At 61.3% G+C, this 17,569-nt stretch carries 11 protein-coding genes; 7 read left to right on the top strand and 4 right to left on the bottom strand.

From position 1 onward, the window contains the following. Positions 1 to 627 precede the first annotated feature (627 nt). Entirely contained in the window at positions 628 to 1,032 is a 405-nt protein-coding gene (locus AC13DJ_RS07160) for a VanZ family protein (RefSeq protein WP_036219163.1), read from the bottom strand. A gap of 95 nt (positions 1,033 to 1,127) precedes the next feature. On the opposite strand from AC13DJ_RS07160, the gene cysZ reads away from it, so the two are divergent. The 5 genes from cysZ (at position 1,128) to AC13DJ_RS07135 (ending at position 8,214) form a co-directional block, all read left to right on the top strand. Continuing rightward, a complete protein-coding gene (gene cysZ, locus AC13DJ_RS07155; protein WP_474539462.1) occupies positions 1,128 to 1,877 on the top strand; it encodes a sulfate transporter CysZ in 750 nt (249 codons plus the stop codon). 19 nt (positions 1,878 to 1,896) lie between these two features. Continuing rightward, complete coding sequence (gene rapA, locus AC13DJ_RS07150; RefSeq protein WP_474539464.1) at positions 1,897 to 4,761, top strand: RNA polymerase-associated protein RapA; 2,865 nt, start codon at positions 1,897 to 1,899, stop codon at positions 4,759 to 4,761. Between the two features lie 140 nt (positions 4,762 to 4,901). Continuing rightward, entirely contained in the window at positions 4,902 to 7,349 is a 2,448-nt protein-coding gene (locus AC13DJ_RS07145; protein ID WP_286815866.1) for an acyl-CoA dehydrogenase, read from the top strand. Between the two features lie 14 nt (positions 7,350 to 7,363). Further along, a complete protein-coding gene (crcB, locus tag AC13DJ_RS07140; RefSeq protein WP_094624925.1) occupies positions 7,364 to 7,744 on the top strand; it encodes a fluoride efflux transporter CrcB in 381 nt (126 codons plus the stop codon). A 263-nt stretch (positions 7,745 to 8,007) separates the two neighbouring features. After that, entirely contained in the window at positions 8,008 to 8,214 is a 207-nt protein-coding gene (locus AC13DJ_RS07135) for a cold-shock protein (RefSeq protein WP_008939715.1), read from the top strand. A gap of 73 nt (positions 8,215 to 8,287) precedes the next feature. Here AC13DJ_RS07135 and AC13DJ_RS07130 read toward each other — a convergent pair whose 3' ends face one another. Then, complete coding sequence (locus tag AC13DJ_RS07130) at positions 8,288 to 9,091, bottom strand: dienelactone hydrolase family protein (protein ID WP_482933699.1); 804 nt, start codon at positions 9,089 to 9,091, stop codon at positions 8,288 to 8,290. A gap of 191 nt (positions 9,092 to 9,282) precedes the next feature. On the opposite strand from AC13DJ_RS07130, the gene AC13DJ_RS07125 reads away from it, so the two are divergent. Both AC13DJ_RS07125 and AC13DJ_RS07120 read left to right on the top strand, forming a co-directional pair. Beyond that, positions 9,283 to 9,894: a Yip1 family protein gene (locus tag AC13DJ_RS07125; protein ID WP_058341994.1), complete on the top strand. Its 612-nt coding sequence runs from the start codon at positions 9,283 to 9,285 to the stop codon at positions 9,892 to 9,894. Positions 9,895 to 10,019: 125 nt separating this feature from the next. After that, positions 10,020 to 12,755 carry a cation-translocating P-type ATPase gene (locus AC13DJ_RS07120; RefSeq protein WP_288369981.1) on the top strand — a complete coding sequence of 912 codons (2,736 nt, stop codon included), beginning with the start codon at positions 10,020 to 10,022 and terminating at the stop codon, positions 12,753 to 12,755. Here the strand turns inward: AC13DJ_RS07120 and AC13DJ_RS07115 are convergent. After that, on the bottom strand, positions 12,736 to 15,156 hold the full coding sequence (locus AC13DJ_RS07115) for a phosphoketolase family protein (protein WP_482933698.1): 2,421 nt from the start codon (positions 15,154 to 15,156) through the stop codon (positions 12,736 to 12,738). The genes AC13DJ_RS07120 and AC13DJ_RS07115 overlap by 20 nt on opposite strands. 88 nt (positions 15,157 to 15,244) lie before the next feature. After that, a complete protein-coding gene (locus tag AC13DJ_RS07110; protein ID WP_482933697.1) occupies positions 15,245 to 17,455 on the bottom strand; it encodes an EAL domain-containing protein in 2,211 nt (736 codons plus the stop codon). Between the last annotated feature and the right edge of the window lie 114 nt (positions 17,456 to 17,569).

Below are 17,569 nucleotides of genomic sequence, written 5' to 3'. Positions count from 1 at the left end.
GCACAAGAAGAAGGCACCGACTGCGAAGGTCTCTCCTTTCTACAAGAAAACCATCGGTTACGGACTGCCGGACTTCGCAGAGGAACTCAACTACGGAGTCGATCTATCAACCATCTGAGGGTGGTATCAGATTGATGGGGTAAAGGTGCCCCATCAACCATTAAATCCGTATACCCGAAAAAACAAAGGGCAGCTCAAGGGCTGCCCTTTAACAGGTTTGAACCGCCATCCCGGGCAGTTCACAGTCGGAACAAGTGGTGCGTCCGTGCACTCGGGGCAACCGCCATGTTGCCGTAATCCTTGCGTCTTTCCCTGATGGCCAGCGTCCGAGCCGGCAATCCAAATCGTTATCCCTTAAGCGAGGCATCCTTGTGTCCTTGCCTCTCCCCACAGTCCCTGCAGGGGTGCATCCAGTGCGTCGTCCTTTTCCCTGTCATCCTTGACGGTTCCCACTATACCAAGGCCAATCTGACAAACGTGTGACCGGCGCACACTATTTGCGGGCTTCAACTATCACGTTAATAGTTTTTTCTTTGAATTCATGGCCCTGCGGGAAGTGGCTATGGGCCGGGCTGCGTCTTCGTACGTGAAGACACTGAAAGTTCCTACAGGTTTGTGAGATATCTCTTACAAGGATTCAGGCGAATCTCTCAAATCCATTTCGCGCGGCCTGCGTGTGCCGGGCCAGGGCAGCATGCCGATGGCAATCCCCAGGCTGTCTGCCAGCACATCGGCCAGGGAAAAATCCCGGTAGGGCAGATTGGCCTGGACCACCTCCAGCAGCAGCCCGAAACCCAGTAGTGCCGGGGCATACCAGAAGGCGCTCAGGCGCGGCCAGGCCAGCCGGGTAACGATGGTCAGCTCGATAAAGGCAATCAGGTGATTGACCTTGTCATTATCGGACGACGGAATCGGGTAGCTGCTGCTGGTGGTGGCCAGGTACAGAATGGCGACAACCGACACCAGCAACACGGCCTGCCACAGGCGGCGCATGTGAAGAATATGCCGGATGGTTGGCCAGAGTCGCGTCATAGGGTAATCCGAAGGTGGTTGCGTGCTGTGGGAACGAGGCTGACATGATATGCTTTGCGCCCCGTTATTGTCATGGCAGCGGAGGACCACCAGCAATGCTCAAAGGAAACTTTTTTCGCGGACTGGGCTACCTGGGGGAGGGCTTCAGGCTGATTCGCCAGCCCGGCCTGAGGCTGTTCGTGATCATTCCTGTTGTGATCAACGTCATCCTGTTCGGGCTGATGTTCTATTTCCTGGCCGAGATGTTTTCCCTGATGATCGCCGGTGCCATGGCCTGGCTGCCCGACTGGGCCTGGCTGCAAGCGCTCGATTGGTTGTTCTGGCTGCTCTACGGCGTGGTTATCCTGCTGATGCTGGCCTACGGCTTCGTGATCGTTGCCAACCTGATCGGCTCTCCTTTTTATGGTTACCTGGCCGAGTTGACCGAAAAACACCTCACCGGCCAGGAAGTCAGCACGGATGGCAGCTGGGCTGCCATCATCAAGGACATTCCCCGGGCGCTGTGGCGGGAAGTCCAGAAAATTGCCTATTACCTGCCCAGAGCGCTGGGCCTGTTTATTATCGGCCTGATTCCGGTCGTTAACCTGGTGGCAGCGGTGCTCTGGTTCCTGTTCAACAGCTGGATGATGGCCCTGCAATATGTGGATTTCCCGGCCGATAACCACCGGGTCAGCTTCCCGAAATTGAGAAAAGACCTGGCAGCCAGCCGGCTTTCGGCCCTGGGCTTCGGGCTGCCGGTAGCCCTTGCGGCCATGGTGCCAGTGCTCAACCTGGTGGTGGTGCCGGCGGCGGTGTGCGGTGCCACCGCCTTCTGGGTGCGCGAAAACGATTCAAGCCAACAGTAATTCAGTCAGCGGAGGTTTCTTGGAAACATCGGAATTTGTCATTGGTCAGCGTTGGGTAAGCCACAGCGATACCGCTTTGGGTCTGGGAATTGTTACCGACATTTCCGGGCGCAGGGTCACATTGGGCTTTCCCGCGGCCGATGAGGAGCGCACCTACGCCATCGATAATGCTCCCCTGTCGCGGATTGTGTACCAGCAGGGTGAGGAAATAGAGACTTTCGAAGGCGAGAAATACATTGTGCGCGCCGTGGAGGACCTGAACGGCATTCTGCTGTACCACGCCGACGACGGTGAGAACATCCACCAGGTTTCGGAAGTGAAACTGGCCGGTTCGGTGAACTTTTCCGCTCCGCATCAACGCCTGTTTGCCGGCCAGTTCGACCGCAACGGGGCCTTCCGGTTGCGGGTGTCGACCCTGGAGCACATGGACCGCCTGCGGGCCTCGCCGGCCCAGGGCCTGATTGGCGCCCGGACCCAGCACCTGCCGCACCAGCTTTATATTGCCCACGAAGTGGCCCGCCGCCACGCACCCCGGGTACTGCTGGCGGATGAAGTGGGCCTGGGTAAAACCATCGAAGCCGGCCTGATCCTGCATTACCAGCTGCACACCGGCCGCGCCCGCCGGGCCCTGATTGTGGTGCCGGATTCGCTGATTCACCAGTGGCTGGTGGAAATGCTGCGCCGCTTCAACCTGCGTTTCTCCATCGTCGACCAGGGCCGCTACGACGACCTCAAGGCCCAGGAAGATGATGTCGATGCCCTGGTAAACCACATCTTCGGTGACGATGATGACGGCGTTAACCCATTCGAGGCGGACCAGCTGGTGCTGTGCAGCCTGGACTTCCTGGTGCGCAGCGAAAAGGCCAGGAACCATGCCCTCGCCGCCGGCTGGGACCTGATGGTAGTGGATGAAGCGCACCACCTTGCCTGGTCGCCGGAGCAGGCCAGCCCCGAGTATGAAGTGGTAGAAAGCCTGTCTGAGGCCAGCAAGGGCTTGCTGTTGCTGACGGCCACCCCGGAACAGGTCGGGATTGCCAGTCACTTTGCCCGGCTGCGCCTGCTGGACCCGGCCCGGTTCCATAACCTGGACACTTTCCGGCAGGAAGAGCAGCAGTATGAGCGTATCAACCAGGTGGTGCGCCGGCTTCAGGAAAACCCGGACACCATCGCCGAGGACGACAAGGCCGCCTTGTCTGACTGGCTTGGTAGTGAACTGGACGAGCTGCTGGCCCGGGACAACGCCCATCATGCCGTGATTGATGCCCTGCTGGATCGCCACGGCACCGGCCGGGTACTGTTCCGCAATACCCGCGCGGCCATTCAGGGCTTCCCCGAACGCCAGCAGCTGCCGGAGCCGTTGCCGTGCCCGGAACTCTATGAAGAGGTACGTCACGGCAAAACCGGCCTGGCGCCGGAGCAGTCGGCCCCGGAAGAGCAATGGCTGGCCGATGACCCCCGCGTGGCCTGGCTGGAAAAGAAACTGGCCAGCCTGCGCCCGGCCAAGGTGGTGGTCATCTGCGCCCGGGCCGATACCGCCATGGCGCTGGAGCATTACCTGCAGCTGCGCGCCGGTATCCGCAGTGCTGCCTTCCATGAGCACCTGAGCCTGCTGGAGCGGGACCGGGCTGCCGCCTACTTTGCCGACACCGAGCAGGGTGCCCAGGCGCTGATCTGTTCCGAGATTGGCAGCGAAGGCCGCAACTTCCAGTTCGCCCATCACCTGGTGCTGTTTGACCTGCCGGAGAACCCGGACCTGCTGGAGCAGCGCATTGGCCGGCTGGATCGTATCGGCCAGACCGAAGCCATCCGGATTCATATCCCGTACCTGCAGGGTACCAGCCAGGAACTGCAGTACCGCTGGTTCCATGAAGGCCTGAACGCCTTTGCCGAGAGCTGCGCGGTGGGTGTCGCCGTGCACGAACACGTGGCGGACAACTGGCAGAAAGCCCTGGACGGTGATGACAGTGTCATCGAGCCGCTGCTGGCGGACAGCGCCGCAGAGACCAAGCGCCTGAAAACCTTGCTGCATAACGGCCGGGATGCCTTGATCGAGCTGAACTCCTGTCGCCGTGAAGAAGCCGGCGCGCTGATTGCCGAGATCGAGAAAGAGGAGGGCTCTGCCCGGGTGCGGGATTACCTGGTGCAGGCGTTCGACATCCTGGGTGTTGATGTGGAAGACCACAGCGAACACGCCGATGTACTCAAGCCCGGAGAGCAATACCAGGCCGGCCATGTGGCGGAGTTGCCGGAAGACGGGCTGACCGTCACCTGGGAGCGGGAGCAGGCCCTGCAGCGGGAAGACATGGCCTTTATGAGCTGGGAGCACCCGATCGTGACCGGGGTGATGGATTCGGTAACCAGTTCCGGCCTGGGCAAGGCGGCACTGGCCAATCTGTCGGTCAAGGCCCTGCCGCCGGGTACCCTGCTGCTGGAAGCCGTGTTCGCCGTGCATTGTCCGGCGCCGGAAGCCCTGCAGCTGACCCGCTACCTGCCGGTTTCGCCGCTGCGCCTGGTGGTAGACGTCAACGGCCGGGATCTGTCCAAGGCCCTGCCCCATGACCGGCTGAACGAGCTGTGTTCCAACATCCGCCGCCGGACGGCCCAGGCCATCGTGCCCAAGATCCGGGCAGAAGTGGAAACCATGGTGGACCATGCCGAGCGGCTGGCCGAACCGAACCTCGAACCACTGCAGGAAAAGGCGCTGGCGCAGGTGGAAGCCGGCTTTGTACCGGAAATCCGCCGCCTTGAAGCCCTGCAGAAAGTAAACCCGGCTATTCGCGATGAGGAAATCGACTTCCTGCGCAAACAGCTGGAAGCCGCCCGCGAGGCGGTGGGCCATGCCAGCCTGGCGCTGGAGGGAATCCGGGTGATTGTCACATCCTGAGGCTCCTAACTGTCTGAATCCGGTGTGTTATCTGGAATACAGGCATCTGTTAGGGTAAGTTGAACGTAACGAAGTGTTAGCGAAGTGGCTCCGGCTGCGTGCCGGAGGCTCTAATCCATGGAAGACAGAGAGAACTTGCGATGACTTTGATTCTGTTTCTGGTAGCACTGGCCGGCCTGCTGTTTGTGATGCGCCGGGAGTCCGGTGCCAAGCCGGCCATCGGCGTGATGCTGGTGGTGGGTGTGCTGTCCCTGTTTATGGCCTCCGGCTGGCTGACACTGCTTCTGTTCCTGGGTGCGGCAGCCACGGCCGCTGCCGGTTTGCCCCAGTTCCGCATGAACTGGCTGACCCCCCGGGTGTTCGCCATGTTCAAGAAGGTGGCGCCGAAGGTTTCCGACACTGAAAAGGTGGCCCTGGAGGCTGGCACCGTAGGCTGGGACGGCGAGCTGTTCACCGGCCGCCCTGACTGGCACAACCTGCTGATCAACCGTCATACCGGCCTGAGCGATGAGGAACAGGCCTTTGTGGATAACCAGTGCACCCAGGCGATTTCCATGTGCAATGCCTGGGACCTGGCGGTAGAGCGGGCTGACCTGCCCAAAGAACTGTGGGATTTCCTGAAGCAGGAAAAATTCTTCGGCATGATCATTCCGAAGGAATACGGTGGCCTGGGTTTCTCGGCCAAGGCCCAGACGGCGGTACTGCAGAAACTGGCCGCCAATGAAATGCTGATGGTGACCGTGGGCGTGCCCAACTCCCTCGGCCCGGGCGAACTGCTGGTCAAATACGGCACCCAGGAGCAGAAAGACTATTATCTGCCGCGCCTGGCGGATGGCCGGGAAGTGCCCTGTTTCGGCCTGACCGGCCCGCGCGCGGGCTCCGACGCCACCTCCCTGCCGGACACCGGTATCGTGTGCAAACAGGAAGTGGACGGCAAGGAAGTGTTGGGCATCCGCCTGAACTTCGAGAAGCGCTGGATTACCCTGGCGCCGGTGGCCACGGTGGTGGGCCTGGCGTTCCGGATGTTCGACCCGGACGGCCTGCTGGGCGATACCAGGGATCACGGCATTACCTGTGCGCTGATTCCCCGGGACACCGACGGCATGGACATCGGGCGTCGCCATTGCCCCATCGGCTCGCCGTTCATGAACGGCCCGATCAAGGGCAAGGATGTGTTCATCCCGCTGGATTACATCATCGGTGGCCAGGAAATGGCCGGCCAGGGCTGGCGTATGCTGGTTGAGTGCCTGTCGGTTGGCCGCTGTATCACCCTGCCGTCCGGTGCTGCCGGTGCGGCTGCCTATGCCGTGGGCACGGCCGGTGGCTTCACCCGTATCCGTCGCCAGTTCAACACCCCGGTGGCAGAGATGGAAGGCGTCCAGGCCCCGCTGGCCCGGATTGCTGCCAAGACCTACATTGCCCAGTCTGCGGTCAACCATACCGCCAACATGATCGACCAGGGCGAAAAGCCGGCGGTGCCGTCGGCCATTCTCAAGTATCACCTGACCGAGTTCCAGCGTGACATTCTCACCGATGCCATGGATGTGCACGGCGGCAAGACGGTTACCCTGGGGCCGCGCAACTATCTGGGGATCGGTTACAGTGGTGCCGCGGTGTCGATCACCGTGGAAGGCGCGAATATCATGACCCGCAGCCTGATGATCTTCGGTCAGGGCGCCATTCGCTGCCATCCCTATGTACTCAAGGAGCTGGCGGCCAAGGATAACGATGACATCAAGGCCTTCGATGAAGCCTTCTTCGGCCACGCCGGCCTGATCTTCGGCAACGCTGCCCGCGCCTTCACCCAGGCCCTGGGTATCGGCAAGGCGGACGTGCCGTTTGACAGCGCGTCGCGGCCCTATGCCCAGGCCCTTGCCCGCTTCAGTTCTGCCTTCGGCTTGTGTGCCGATGCCGCCATGACCACCCTTGGCGGAGAGCTGAAAATGCGTGAGCTGATTTCCGCGCGCCTCGGCGACATGCTGGCCAACCTGTACCTGGCCTCCATGGTGCTCAAGAACTGGTATGAAACCCAGCCGGTGGATGGCGAGAAGGAACTGATGCAATACAGCATGACCCTGCTGCTGCATCGTACCGAGAAAGCCCTGGACGAATTCCTGAAGAACCTGCCCAACCGGCCTGCCGCTATGGCGTTGCGGGCGGTAACCCTGCCGCTGGGCCGTCGCTGGGCTGAGCCGGGCGACGAGCTTACCCGCAAACTGGCCAACAGCATCAGCACGGATACACCGGTGCGCAGCAAGCTGACGGAAAGTGCGTGGACGACGGCAGGTGAGGGTGATGTAGCCAATCCGCTGGCTCAGTACAACAGCCTGCTCAAGGACTACGGCAAGGCAGAGCAGTTGTACCGCAAAGCTACCAAGGCCTACGCCAAGGGCGAGTTGCCCATGACAGCCCTGCATCCGGAAGAACGGTTCGAGGCGGCCCTGGAAGCGGGTATTTTCAGCCAGGAAGAGGCCGATTTCATGCGCGAGTATGAGGCGCTGGTGCTGGAAATGCTGACCGTCGACGACTTCCCGTTCGACGAGTTCGCTCGCAACAAGGACACCCTCATTGACCACAATCCGGCCTGAAGCAGGCCGCTGATATGTGGCTGTCGGTAGTTGCTGTCAGTGTTGGCGCCGTGATCGGCGCCAACCTGCGCTGGGCCCTGAGCCTGTGGCTGAATGCCAGTTACCATGCCATTCCCTGGGGCACCCTGGTGGCCAACCTCAGTGGTGGCTGGCTGATCGGACTGCTGATGGGCTTCTTTACCCACAGCAGTTCGCTGGCTCCGGAGTGGCGGCTGTTCGCCGTAACGGGCCTGTGCGGTGCGCTGACGACCTTCTCGGCCTTTTCCCTGGAAATGTTTGCCGCCATGCAGGAAGGCAAGTGGGCGGTGGCCCTCACCGGCATCCTGGCCCACGTGATTGGTTCCATCCTGATGACGGCCCTGGGCTTCTGGACCTTCACCCTGTTCAGGGGGTAAAGACGGTTGCGGATGACCGCTCCGGCCTTGGTATCACTACCTACATAAATTATTGAATTTACCCTTGGCAAGCCGGAAATTCAGGAGTAGAGTGAATCCTGAAGGAAAGATTAGCAAAGCAGTTCATGAATAAGACGTACCTCCGCAGTTAGTAGTGCCGTCCTGTTTTTGATCCCGCGAGTTCAGTTTTTCCGTAACACGCTGACCAGCACCAGAATGGTGTGTGGCAGCAGATAAAATGATTGATTTCAGGAAGTTTACGTATGTCTACTGTTACCGGTACTGTTAAGTTCTTCAACGAAGCAAAAGGCTTTGGCTTTATCACTCGTGAAGGCGGCCCGGACGTATTTGTTCACTACAGCGCCATCCAAGGCTCTGGTTTCAAGACCCTGGCCGAAGGTCAGCAGGTTGAGTTCACCGTAACTCAGGGCCAGAAAGGTCCTCAGGCGGAGAACGTTGTTGCCCTGTAATCCTTGAGGATTCAGCAACATCAAAAAAAGGCAGCCAAGGCTGCCTTTTTTTGTGCCTGCCCGGTTTGTCGGATCAGCTGCCGAACAGCTCCTGGTAGAACAGCAGGGTGCCATCCCAGGAACGGCGGGCGGCATCCTCGTCGTAGCCGACCGGCATACCGAACTTTTCGGCAAAGGCATCCGCACCCGGATTGGTGAAGGAGTGCTTGACCCCCGGGAAGCTCACCAGCGTCAGGTCCACCTCGGCATCCTGCATTTCCTGAACCAGGCCGGCCACCTGTTCTGATGGCACCATCGGGTCGGCGCCGCCGGTATACACCTGTACCCGTGCGGTCACTTTGCCGGCTTCGGCCTGCAGCGGGCTGGCCAGGGCGCCGTGATAGCTCACCACGCCATCAAGGTCGACGCCCATCCGTGCCATATTGAGCACCACGGCACCGCCAAAGCAGTAGCCCTGGGCGGCAATCTTGTCAGCATCCACCGATTCGTGGTTCTGTAACAGCTCCTTTGCCTTGATAAAGCGGGCTTTTACCTGCTCCATATCCCGGGTGGCCTGTTTCATGAACTCCTGGGCGGTATCCGGATGCTCGGCCAGCTTGCCTTCGCCATACATGTCCAGGGCAAAGGCGGTATAACCGGCGGCCGCCAGCTGTTCTGCCTGTTCCCGGACAAAGTCGTTGTGGCCCCACCATTCGTGTACCAGCAGGATTCCGGGTCTTTTACCTTCGGCTTCATCATCCCAGGCCAGGTAGCCGCTGAAGACCTGGCCATCGAGCGTGTATTCCACGGTCTCGGTGCGAAGCTCGGCCTGTGCGCTGAGGCTGGCAATGGCCAGGGTAAGGGCGGCGAGCGAGTGTGTGATCAAACGTGGTTTCATGGCGGTTCCTGCTCCTGTTCATCAAGAACTAAAGGGTATGATAACGGCGGGCTTTGAACAAAATAGCATCAAAGCCGTCTTTTACCACCGGCATTCTTGACTATAGTTAAGTACAGGAACGGTTGTAAGTCTGAACTGGTTCAGGCGCCGTATATCCCCATACCAACAACAGCAACAATGCGGGGTGGTCTATGCTCCTGTCACATGCGTTCGGTCTCTTTACTCACCCTGACCAGGAGTGGGTATCCATCAGAAAGGAACACGAGAATCCAACCAGGCTTTATATCGCTTACATTGCCATTCTGGCGGCTATTGCTCCCATCTGCGCCTATATTTCAACAGCACACTTCGGCTGGTCTGTGGGTAGCGAGCGGCTGATCAAGCTTACGGAAATCAGTGCGGTTCAACTGAGTGTCCTGACCTACGTGGCAATGCTGGTGGGGGTGTTTGCCCTCGGCTATGCCATCAACTGGATGGCGAAGACTTACGGGGCCAAGGAAGAGCACGTGCCTTCCAATGGTATTGCCCTGGCGGCTTATTCCTGTACGCCCCTGTTCCTGGCGGGCTTTGCCCTGTTGTATCCGGTGCCCTGGTTCAACGCTGCGGTGTTCCTGGCTGCGGCCTGCTACGGCGCCTGGTTAATGTATGACGGTCTGCCCATTGTGATGGGCATCGAGAAAGAGCGTGCTGTGATGTACGGTGGCGCTTTGCTGACGGTCGCGCTGGTGATCCTGGTGTCCACCCGCGTGGGTTCGGTGATCCTGTGGAACCTGGGGGCTGGCCCGGTCTTTATCAGCGGATAACCAGGTGTCACCTGTGTTCGGATCGTTTCCGGGAGCTTCGGCTCCCGTTTTTATTTGACCTGTGCCAATGGCAAAGGCCTGTGCCGGCATTGTAGTATGGTTGAGTCCACTACAAGGAATCAGTAATGACCGGATCTCCCCCATCTTCCGACTCCGCAGCGCTGGAGCCTGGGTCCCTGCTTTCTGAGCACTGGCAGGCTGTGCCGGCCGCCGAGGCTCGTGAACGGCTGAAGGCCGAACATCCATTATCCAACGCCGAAGCCGCTGAACGCCTGGCCACCCTGGGCTACAACCGTTTGCCGGAAGCGGCCGCATCCGGCCCGATTGCCCGCCTTGGCCGGCAACTGAAGAATTTCCTGATCTATGTGCTGATGACTGCGGTGGTGATTACCGGTGCCCTCGGCCACTGGGTCGATGCCGGGGTCATACTGGCAGTGGTGGTCATCCAGACCCTGGTCGGCTTTCTGCAGGAAGGGCGGGCCGAACAGGCGCTGTCGGCTATCCGGCACATGCTGGCGCCGAAAGCCCGGGTTGTCCGGAAAGATGGCCAGCATCAGGTGGATGCAGCAGAACTGGTGCCGGGCGATACCATTTTGCTGGAACCGGGTGACCGTGTACCGGCGGATATCCGCCTGGAAAAGTGCCACAACCTGAAAATTGAAGAAGCCATCCTGACCGGCGAATCCGAGGCGGTGGATAAAAACCCCGAGCCGGTCGAGGCCGAGGCTGCCCTGGGTGACCAGACCGGTATGGCCTTTTCCGGCACCATGGTGGCCACTGGAACCGGCCGGGGTGTGGTGGTGCGTACCGGCGCCAGTACCGAGATTGGCCGGATTTCCGGCCTTCTGGCCAGCACGACCACCCTGAAAACGCCCTTGCTGGAGCAGATGGACCGGTTTGCCCGGGTGTTGTCGATTATTGTTATCCTGACCGGGGTGGCGATTTTCTTCGGCGGCCTGGCGTTCAGCGGCCTGGAGTTCCGGGAGCTGTTCATGGCGGTGGTGGGGCTCACCGTTGCGGCCATTCCCGAGGGCCTGCCTGCGATTCTGACCATTACCCTGGCCATTGGTGTGCGCCAGATGGCTCGCCGCAAGGCCGTGGTCCGGCGTATGCCGGTCATCGAAACCCTGGGTGCGGTGTCGGTGATCTGTTCCGACAAGACCGGAACCCTGACCCGCAACGAAATGATGGTGACCGCCGCAGTGGCCGGCGGCCAGCGCTTCGATGTCACCGGCGAGGGCTACAGCTTTGAGGGCGCGGTCTGCCGCAACGATGCTCCGGCAGATGCCAGCCCTGTGCTGGCGGAAATGGCGCGGGCCGCGGCCCTGTGCAACGATGCCAGTATCAGCCACCGGGATGGCCGGGCCGTGATTCATGGCGACCCCATGGAAGCCGCGCTCAAGGTGTTCGCCAGCAAGGCGGAGTTCGATGTAGAAGCCAGTGCCCGGGATTGGCCAAGGGTCGATGAAGTACCCTTTGATACCAATATCCGCTTTATGGCGACCCTGCACCATGATCATCATGGCCATGAGGTGGCTTACCTTAAAGGCGCGCCGGAGCGGATTCTGCGGATGTGTTCGCACCAGGTATCGGACACCGGTGAGCCGGTTGAACTTGACCACCCGGCTTGGGACGGCATCATTGCCGGCATGGCATCCGAAGGCCTGCGGGTACTGGCGATTGCCCGCCGGCCCGTGACAGCCGGCAGCCGTGAGCTGGTTGTGGAAGAACTGGAGCAGGGGGCTGAACTGCTGGGTGTGGTGGGCCTGCTGGACCCACCCCGGCAGGAAGCCATCCGGGCTATCGAGGAATGCCACAGTGCCGGTATCCGGGTAAAAATGATCACCGGCGACCACGTCCTGACCGCCGGAGCCATCGCCCGCAAGCTGGGGTTGCGCAACACCGCCAAGGTGCTCACCGGCAAGGACCTGGACACCATGGATGAGCAACAGCTGCAACAGGCGGCCGGTGAAGTGGATGTCTTCGCCCGCACCAGCCCGGAACACAAGCTGAGGCTGGTGGCAGCCCTGCAGGCCCTGCATGGCGTGGTGGCCATGACCGGTGACGGGGTGAACGATGCCCCGGCCCTGAAGCGGGCGGATGTGGGTATCGCCATGGGCGTGAAAGGCTCGGAAGCGGCCCGGGAGGCTTCGTCGGTGGTCTTGCTGGACGACAATTTTGCCAGCATTGTGGCCGCGGTGCGGGAAGGCCGTACGGTCTACACCAATTTGCGCAAGGGCATTGCCTTCATGCTGCCGATTAACGGCGGCGAGTCGATCAGTCTGATCACGGCCTTGCTGCTGGGGCTGGCGCTGCCCATATCCGCCCTGCAGATTCTCTGGGTGAATATGGTGAGTTCGGTGGTGCTGGCCATGACCCTGGCTTTCGAGCCGCCGGAGCCGGGCGTGATGGCCCAGCCGCCGAGGCCACGGGACGAATCCCTGCTCCGGGGCTTTGTGGTCTGGCGGGTCGTGTATGTCTCCCTGCTGTTCCTGGCGGGTATCTTCGGCGCCTGGTTCTGGGCCATGTACAACTATGACGATGCGGTGGTGGCCAGTACCCTGGCGGTGAATACCCTGGTGGCCATGGAGGTGTTCTACCTGTTTGCGGTCCGTTACCTGGATACGCCGTCGATTACCTTGCGGGGTGTGCTGGGTACTCCGGTGGTGCTGCTGGCAGTGTTTGCAGTGATTGTCCTGCAGTCCCTGTTCACCTGGGTGCCCTGGTTCCAGGACACCTTTGCCAGTACCGCGCTCTCCCCTGAAGCATTGGGCTTTGCGGTACTGGCCGGTGTCGCGGTGTTGGTGCTGCTGGAGCTGGAAACGGCAATCCGCCGGCGCTTCAGGGCAGCCCGCGGGTAATCACGGACGGGTCACCCCGGCCTTCCACGGCGGCCAGCTCGGCACTGGAGAGCCAGGCTCCGAGGGGCTTGTCCAGCACCTCGGCGCAGGCTGCCAGGGTGTGGCCCCAGGAGCAGTGATTGGCAAACAGCATACCGCTTTCGTTCAGGGTGCCACCACGGTTGACGTATCCCAGCACCCGGGTGTGGGACGGCTGGGGGAACAGGTTGTGCAGGTGGCCCCGGAATACTTCCGGGCGCATATGGGTAAGCGCAACCCGCCGCTGCAGGCGATGGGGGAACAACCGCTCCCGCTCGAATTCGTTCAGGCAGAACGCGGCTTCGTGCGGGTCCCGGGGCTGGCGGAAGCGCCCGGGCTCCTGCAGGTACACCAGCCGGAACGCGGTGCCGGTTTCCCGCAGGCGCTCGCAGGCCCGGATGGCTTCAGACAGCTGGTAGGCCCCGCTGGCAATCAGCAGAATCGGTTCTTCTCCGGTGGAGGTGTCTTCGTCGACCACCAGCGCGCCGTGGCGGGCCAGGGTTTCTGCCTCACCGGCATTGAACACACAGGGCCGCTCCCGCTTCGGGATCACCATGCAGCTGATCCGGCCCCGTTCAGTGAAGACCGACGGCAGAACTGCGAGGGTGCTGTTGTAATCCGCCGGGAACAGCACCCGGGAAACATCGCTCATCTCGCCCAGCATGGCTTCGCAGAAGGTGGTGTCCTGGTGTGACTGTTCGTTCTTGCCGTTCTCCCAGGTGTGGGAAGTGGCAATCACCGGAAAGCCCAGCCAGCGGGCCGGCCGGCCCACTTCTTTCTGGTGCCGGGCAAAGATCAGCTCCTGGCGAATGGCACCGAGCATTTTCACGCAGAAGGCTTCGTAGCTGGCCACCAGGTTCAATCCTGCCTTGTTGGCCAGGCAGGCAGACACCACGGCCTCTTCGTTCAGGGCGGTGATGATCTTGCCATGGATCGATTCCTGGCGGCTTTCCGGGTCATTAACCCGGTGTTTCAGGTCAGCCAGGATACCGGTCAGGCGGTTGCTGGCCAGTTCGTCAGGATTGCCCACCCGGGGGCGTAACCCGGGGTTGTCTTTCACCAGCGCCCGGAAGAACTCGTCGACGGCCGACATGGGCGAACTCTGGTTCTGGCCCCAGGGCAGGGCCGGTATGGAAGGTTCTGGCGGATTACGGGTGGCCAGGGCGTGGTCCCGCTCCAGCGGGCGCTGTTGCAGGGCATGTTCGTTCAGTTCGGCAACGGCTTGCTGGAGATGGGTCGGTTCAACCCACAGGGGCGCAATGTGCTCCTGGAACAGATCCCTGGCCCGGGTATCCAGCCGGGGGTTGCCCGGCAGTGGCAGGTTATGGGCGCTGTTCTGGCCGGCGCCGAAAAAGCCGAAGCCTTTGACGGTTTCAGCAATGCCGTAGGGAATCTGCACCGGATACGCGGTCTCGCCTTTTTTGGCTGCCTCGCCGTTGGCGGCCAGCACGGTTTCCATCTCGTACAGGGCGCAGACAAAGGCAGCCGGGTCTTTGCCGTCAAAGCGGAAAGGCGCAAAGCCACGGGCTTCCAGGTGCTGTTCGAAGCGCTCCAGGCCTTCACGGGTACCCAGTTCGGTGCGCTGTTCAATGCGGCGACCATTGGCGATCATCACCGGCAGCACCTGCCCGCAGTCTTCCGCCCGCCACCAGCGCGGTACCCAGTCACTGCCGCGCTGTTCTTCAGCGGCGCCGTCAGACAGGAAGGCGACCAGGGACTCACCGGGCAGCGGCATGTGCGCGTACTGCAGCTCAGCGAATCCCAGATAGCCGCCTTCAATAATGCCGCCGGCGGTGTGCGGGTTAACGTGGCTGCCCAGGGGCGATGCCATGGAGCCATCGGGCTTTTGCCGGTAGCTGTAAAAATCCGAGGCCAGGCGGGACAGGCCGTCTGCGGCCTGGTACCGGGCTTTCTGTTCCGGGTGCAGGTTGCCGGTCAGAACGTTGATGGCATCTATGGCAGCAACGCAGTGGCCCTGGCCCATCAGCCAGCTTCGGGTTTGTCCGGTCAGGTTGTTTAGTGCCAGGTAGGCGGCATAGGCCGGCACCATGTTGAGCGCGCCACCGGTGTGGCCTTCCGGGGCGGTTTTGAAATCCTTCGGTTGCAACGGGGCACCGGTAATATCCACCCGGTTGCAGTAGGTCATGTGCACCACCAGCCACAGGCCGGCGCTGGTCAGCCGGTCCAGGGCGATCAGTTTGCGGTATACGCTGTCGGCGTCCGGCTGTTGGCCTGCTGCCACCAGTTTCTGTGCCAGCGCCTGTACCTGGCGAGCGGTGGTCTCAGAGTGCCGGATGATGCCATAGCCCTGTTGCCAGCACTGGAACACCGGGCTCGCCGCGGTCGCATCCGGCGTTGGAACCTGTTTGATGGGCGAAGACATAGTCGGCCTCCATGACATAGATAATTGTCAGAGCAGTGTAATGGCAGTGCCGGGAGGGGCCCTTGATGCAGGTCAATGGAGTCTGCATCTATTGACGGGCTAATGATCGCTTGCGTGGGAGGGCAGGGGCGCGCCTGTTGATTCGAGGCTGGCCCGGGCGGGCTGACCCCAGTAATAACCCTGGCCCTGGCAGGCCGGGGAACTGTTGCAGCCAGACGGCGATGGCTTCTTCTTCCACACCCTCCACGACAACGTCCAGGTCCAGGGCGGTGCCCAGTTCCAGTGCCGCTTTCAGGATTTTTTGCCGGGCCGGATAGTCCAGAACATTGTGCAGGAAGCTGCGGTCTATCTTCAGTTCATCCAGCCGGAACAGGGCCAGGGTGCCCAGGGAGGAATGGCCGGAACCGAAGTCGTCCAGGGCAATCCGGAAACCCATGTCGCTGAGGATTTCGATGGTATGCCGGGCCAGCTCCGGGTCGGTCATCATGGCGGTTTCGGTGATCTCCAGGATGATATTCCGGGGCAGCAGATGGTGCCGGCGCAGGATCGCCCGGGCCTGTTCGGCGAACAGCGGGTGAGCCAGGTCCTTGGCGGAAATATTGACGCTGATGGCGATGTGGTCGCCGTACCTTGCCCGCAGGCCGCTGGCATCACGGCAGGCCCGGTCCAGCACCCAGCGGGTAACCTGGTGGATAATGCCCACTTCCTCGGCCAGCGGAATCCACTGGTCCGGGGGGATTCGTCCGAATTCGCTGTGTTCCCAGCGCAGCAGGGCTTCCACCGAGCTGATCCGGCCGTCGCGGATACTCACTTTCGGCTGGTATTCCAGCCACATGTCGCCGGAGTTCAGGGCATCTTCAACGTCCAGCATCAGGATCTGCTGGCGGTACTGCCACTCGGCAATAGACGGGTCATAAACACTCAGGGCCCTGTCGCTGTTCAGTGAGGCAAAGCCGGCCGCCGACAGCAGGCTGCCGGCGTCGGTGCCATGCTCCGGGGCGTGGGCAAGGCCCAGTGACGCAGCCCAGGAAAACGAGAACCGGCCGTCCCTGAAGTTGCCCGATAACCAGTCGGCAATGGCGCTCAGGGCGCGGGTTTCTAGCTCCGGCTGGTTCGGGCTGCGGCGCAGGGCAAAGGCATGGTTGACGGTATCCAGTGTGGCAATGGCATAGCCGTTGATGGGAATCAGCTGCTCGCCTAATGCCTGTTTCAGGAACCGGTTCATCTTCCGCAGGTACTGCCTCAACAGCTCTTCGGCAGAGCGGTAACCCAGTGCCTGCTCCAGCTCATTGAAGCGGGTCAGCCGCACCATGCACAGCGTGTAAGGGGTTTGCCGGCTGTCGATGGCGGTCAGCGCCTCTTCCAGCATGGGGCGGTTGGGTTTGCCGGTTACCCGGTGGGTTTTCAGGACCCGGTCGTAATCCTGTTCGATGCGCGCGCGCAGGGCCTGTTCTTCCCGGGCGCGGATGTCGGCGCTCAGCCGGCGTTTGCGCTCTTCCAGCAACAGCCGGCCGACACCGCTGGTGAGGATCAGGGAGCCGGCGGCTGCCCCCAGAAAGAACGCAGAGTCGGTCAGCGGATTGACCGGCAGCCAGCCGATGGTTGTCAGGGACGTGGTGAGTGCGCCGACCAGAATGGCCAGTACCGACAGGGCGAAATAACGGGCGTAGACGTGCTTGCGGATCTGCCCCAGCACCAGTCCGAAGATGAACACGCCACCGGTGGCGGCAACTACCAGGAACACATCCTGCCCCAGCGGGCCGATGGCGAAGGGGGCCGCCAGCAGGTGCAGGCCGGCGGCCAGGCTGAAGCCCCGAAGTAGCCGGGCGCCTTGCCGGCCCACGGCAATAAAGTGGGGGGTGAATTCACACAGGGCAATCAGGCATAGTGGCAGGCTGACGGACAGCAGGGCGTTGAGCTCCGGTATGCCGGGCCAGATCAGCCAGAGCCCCAGGCCATCCATCACCAGCTGGCTGTAGATAACACCCACCATCAGCACACTGAGCCAGGCCAGCCCGGGCCGGCGAAGCCTGATGACAATGCTCAGGTTGAGCAGCAGGGCAAACACTAGCATGCCGGTGACGAAGGACTTCCAGGCCATGACCGGGAGGTCAGGCTCGGCGATGGCCGTGTCGCCAACCAGCGACGAAGCGTGTTGGCCCAGAAATGCCGCCAGCAAACCATAGATTGCCACTACCAGCAGCACCACAAACGGAAACCAGCGTTGCAGCCCGTTGCCACTGGCGCGCCGGCCCCGGCCCCGCTCTGGGCTGTGTTGGTTTGTGGAGGCTGCGCCCATTCCGTAGCAATCCTGGTTGGTGCAAAGGTTTTGATACACAATGTTACCCTATGCAACATATTGCAACATCATGAATTTGAACAAATTTTAATGCATTTAAAGATATTTTGCATT

It is taken from the genome of Marinobacter sp. L-46 (genome assembly GCF_056859535.1).
The sequence above is the reverse complement of the archived record's forward strand: the minus strand, read 5'-3'. Positions and strand labels throughout refer to the sequence as shown.

What these genes read in the sequence shown, in the direction of transcription:
- AC13DJ_RS07160 (WP_036219163.1), bottom strand. Translation starts at nt 1,032, where the DNA reads ATGACGCGACTCTGGCCAACCATCCGGCATATTCTTCACATGCGCCGC.
- cysZ (WP_474539462.1), top strand. Translation starts at nt 1,128, where the DNA reads ATGCTCAAAGGAAACTTTTTTCGCGGACTGGGCTACCTGGGGGAGGGC.
- AC13DJ_RS07145 (WP_286815866.1), top strand. Translation starts at nt 4,902, where the DNA reads ATGACTTTGATTCTGTTTCTGGTAGCACTGGCCGGCCTGCTGTTTGTG.
- crcB (WP_094624925.1), top strand. Translation starts at nt 7,364, where the DNA reads ATGTGGCTGTCGGTAGTTGCTGTCAGTGTTGGCGCCGTGATCGGCGCC.
- AC13DJ_RS07135 (WP_008939715.1), top strand. Translation starts at nt 8,008, where the DNA reads ATGTCTACTGTTACCGGTACTGTTAAGTTCTTCAACGAAGCAAAAGGC.
- AC13DJ_RS07130 (WP_482933699.1), bottom strand. Translation starts at nt 9,091, where the DNA reads ATGAAACCACGTTTGATCACACACTCGCTCGCCGCCCTTACCCTGGCC.
- AC13DJ_RS07125 (WP_058341994.1), top strand. Translation starts at nt 9,283, where the DNA reads ATGCTCCTGTCACATGCGTTCGGTCTCTTTACTCACCCTGACCAGGAG.
- AC13DJ_RS07120 (WP_288369981.1), top strand. Translation starts at nt 10,020, where the DNA reads ATGACCGGATCTCCCCCATCTTCCGACTCCGCAGCGCTGGAGCCTGGG.
- AC13DJ_RS07115 (WP_482933698.1), bottom strand. Translation starts at nt 15,156, where the DNA reads ATGTCTTCGCCCATCAAACAGGTTCCAACGCCGGATGCGACCGCGGCG.
- AC13DJ_RS07110 (WP_482933697.1), bottom strand. Translation starts at nt 17,455, where the DNA reads ATGGGCGCAGCCTCCACAAACCAACACAGCCCAGAGCGGGGCCGGGGC.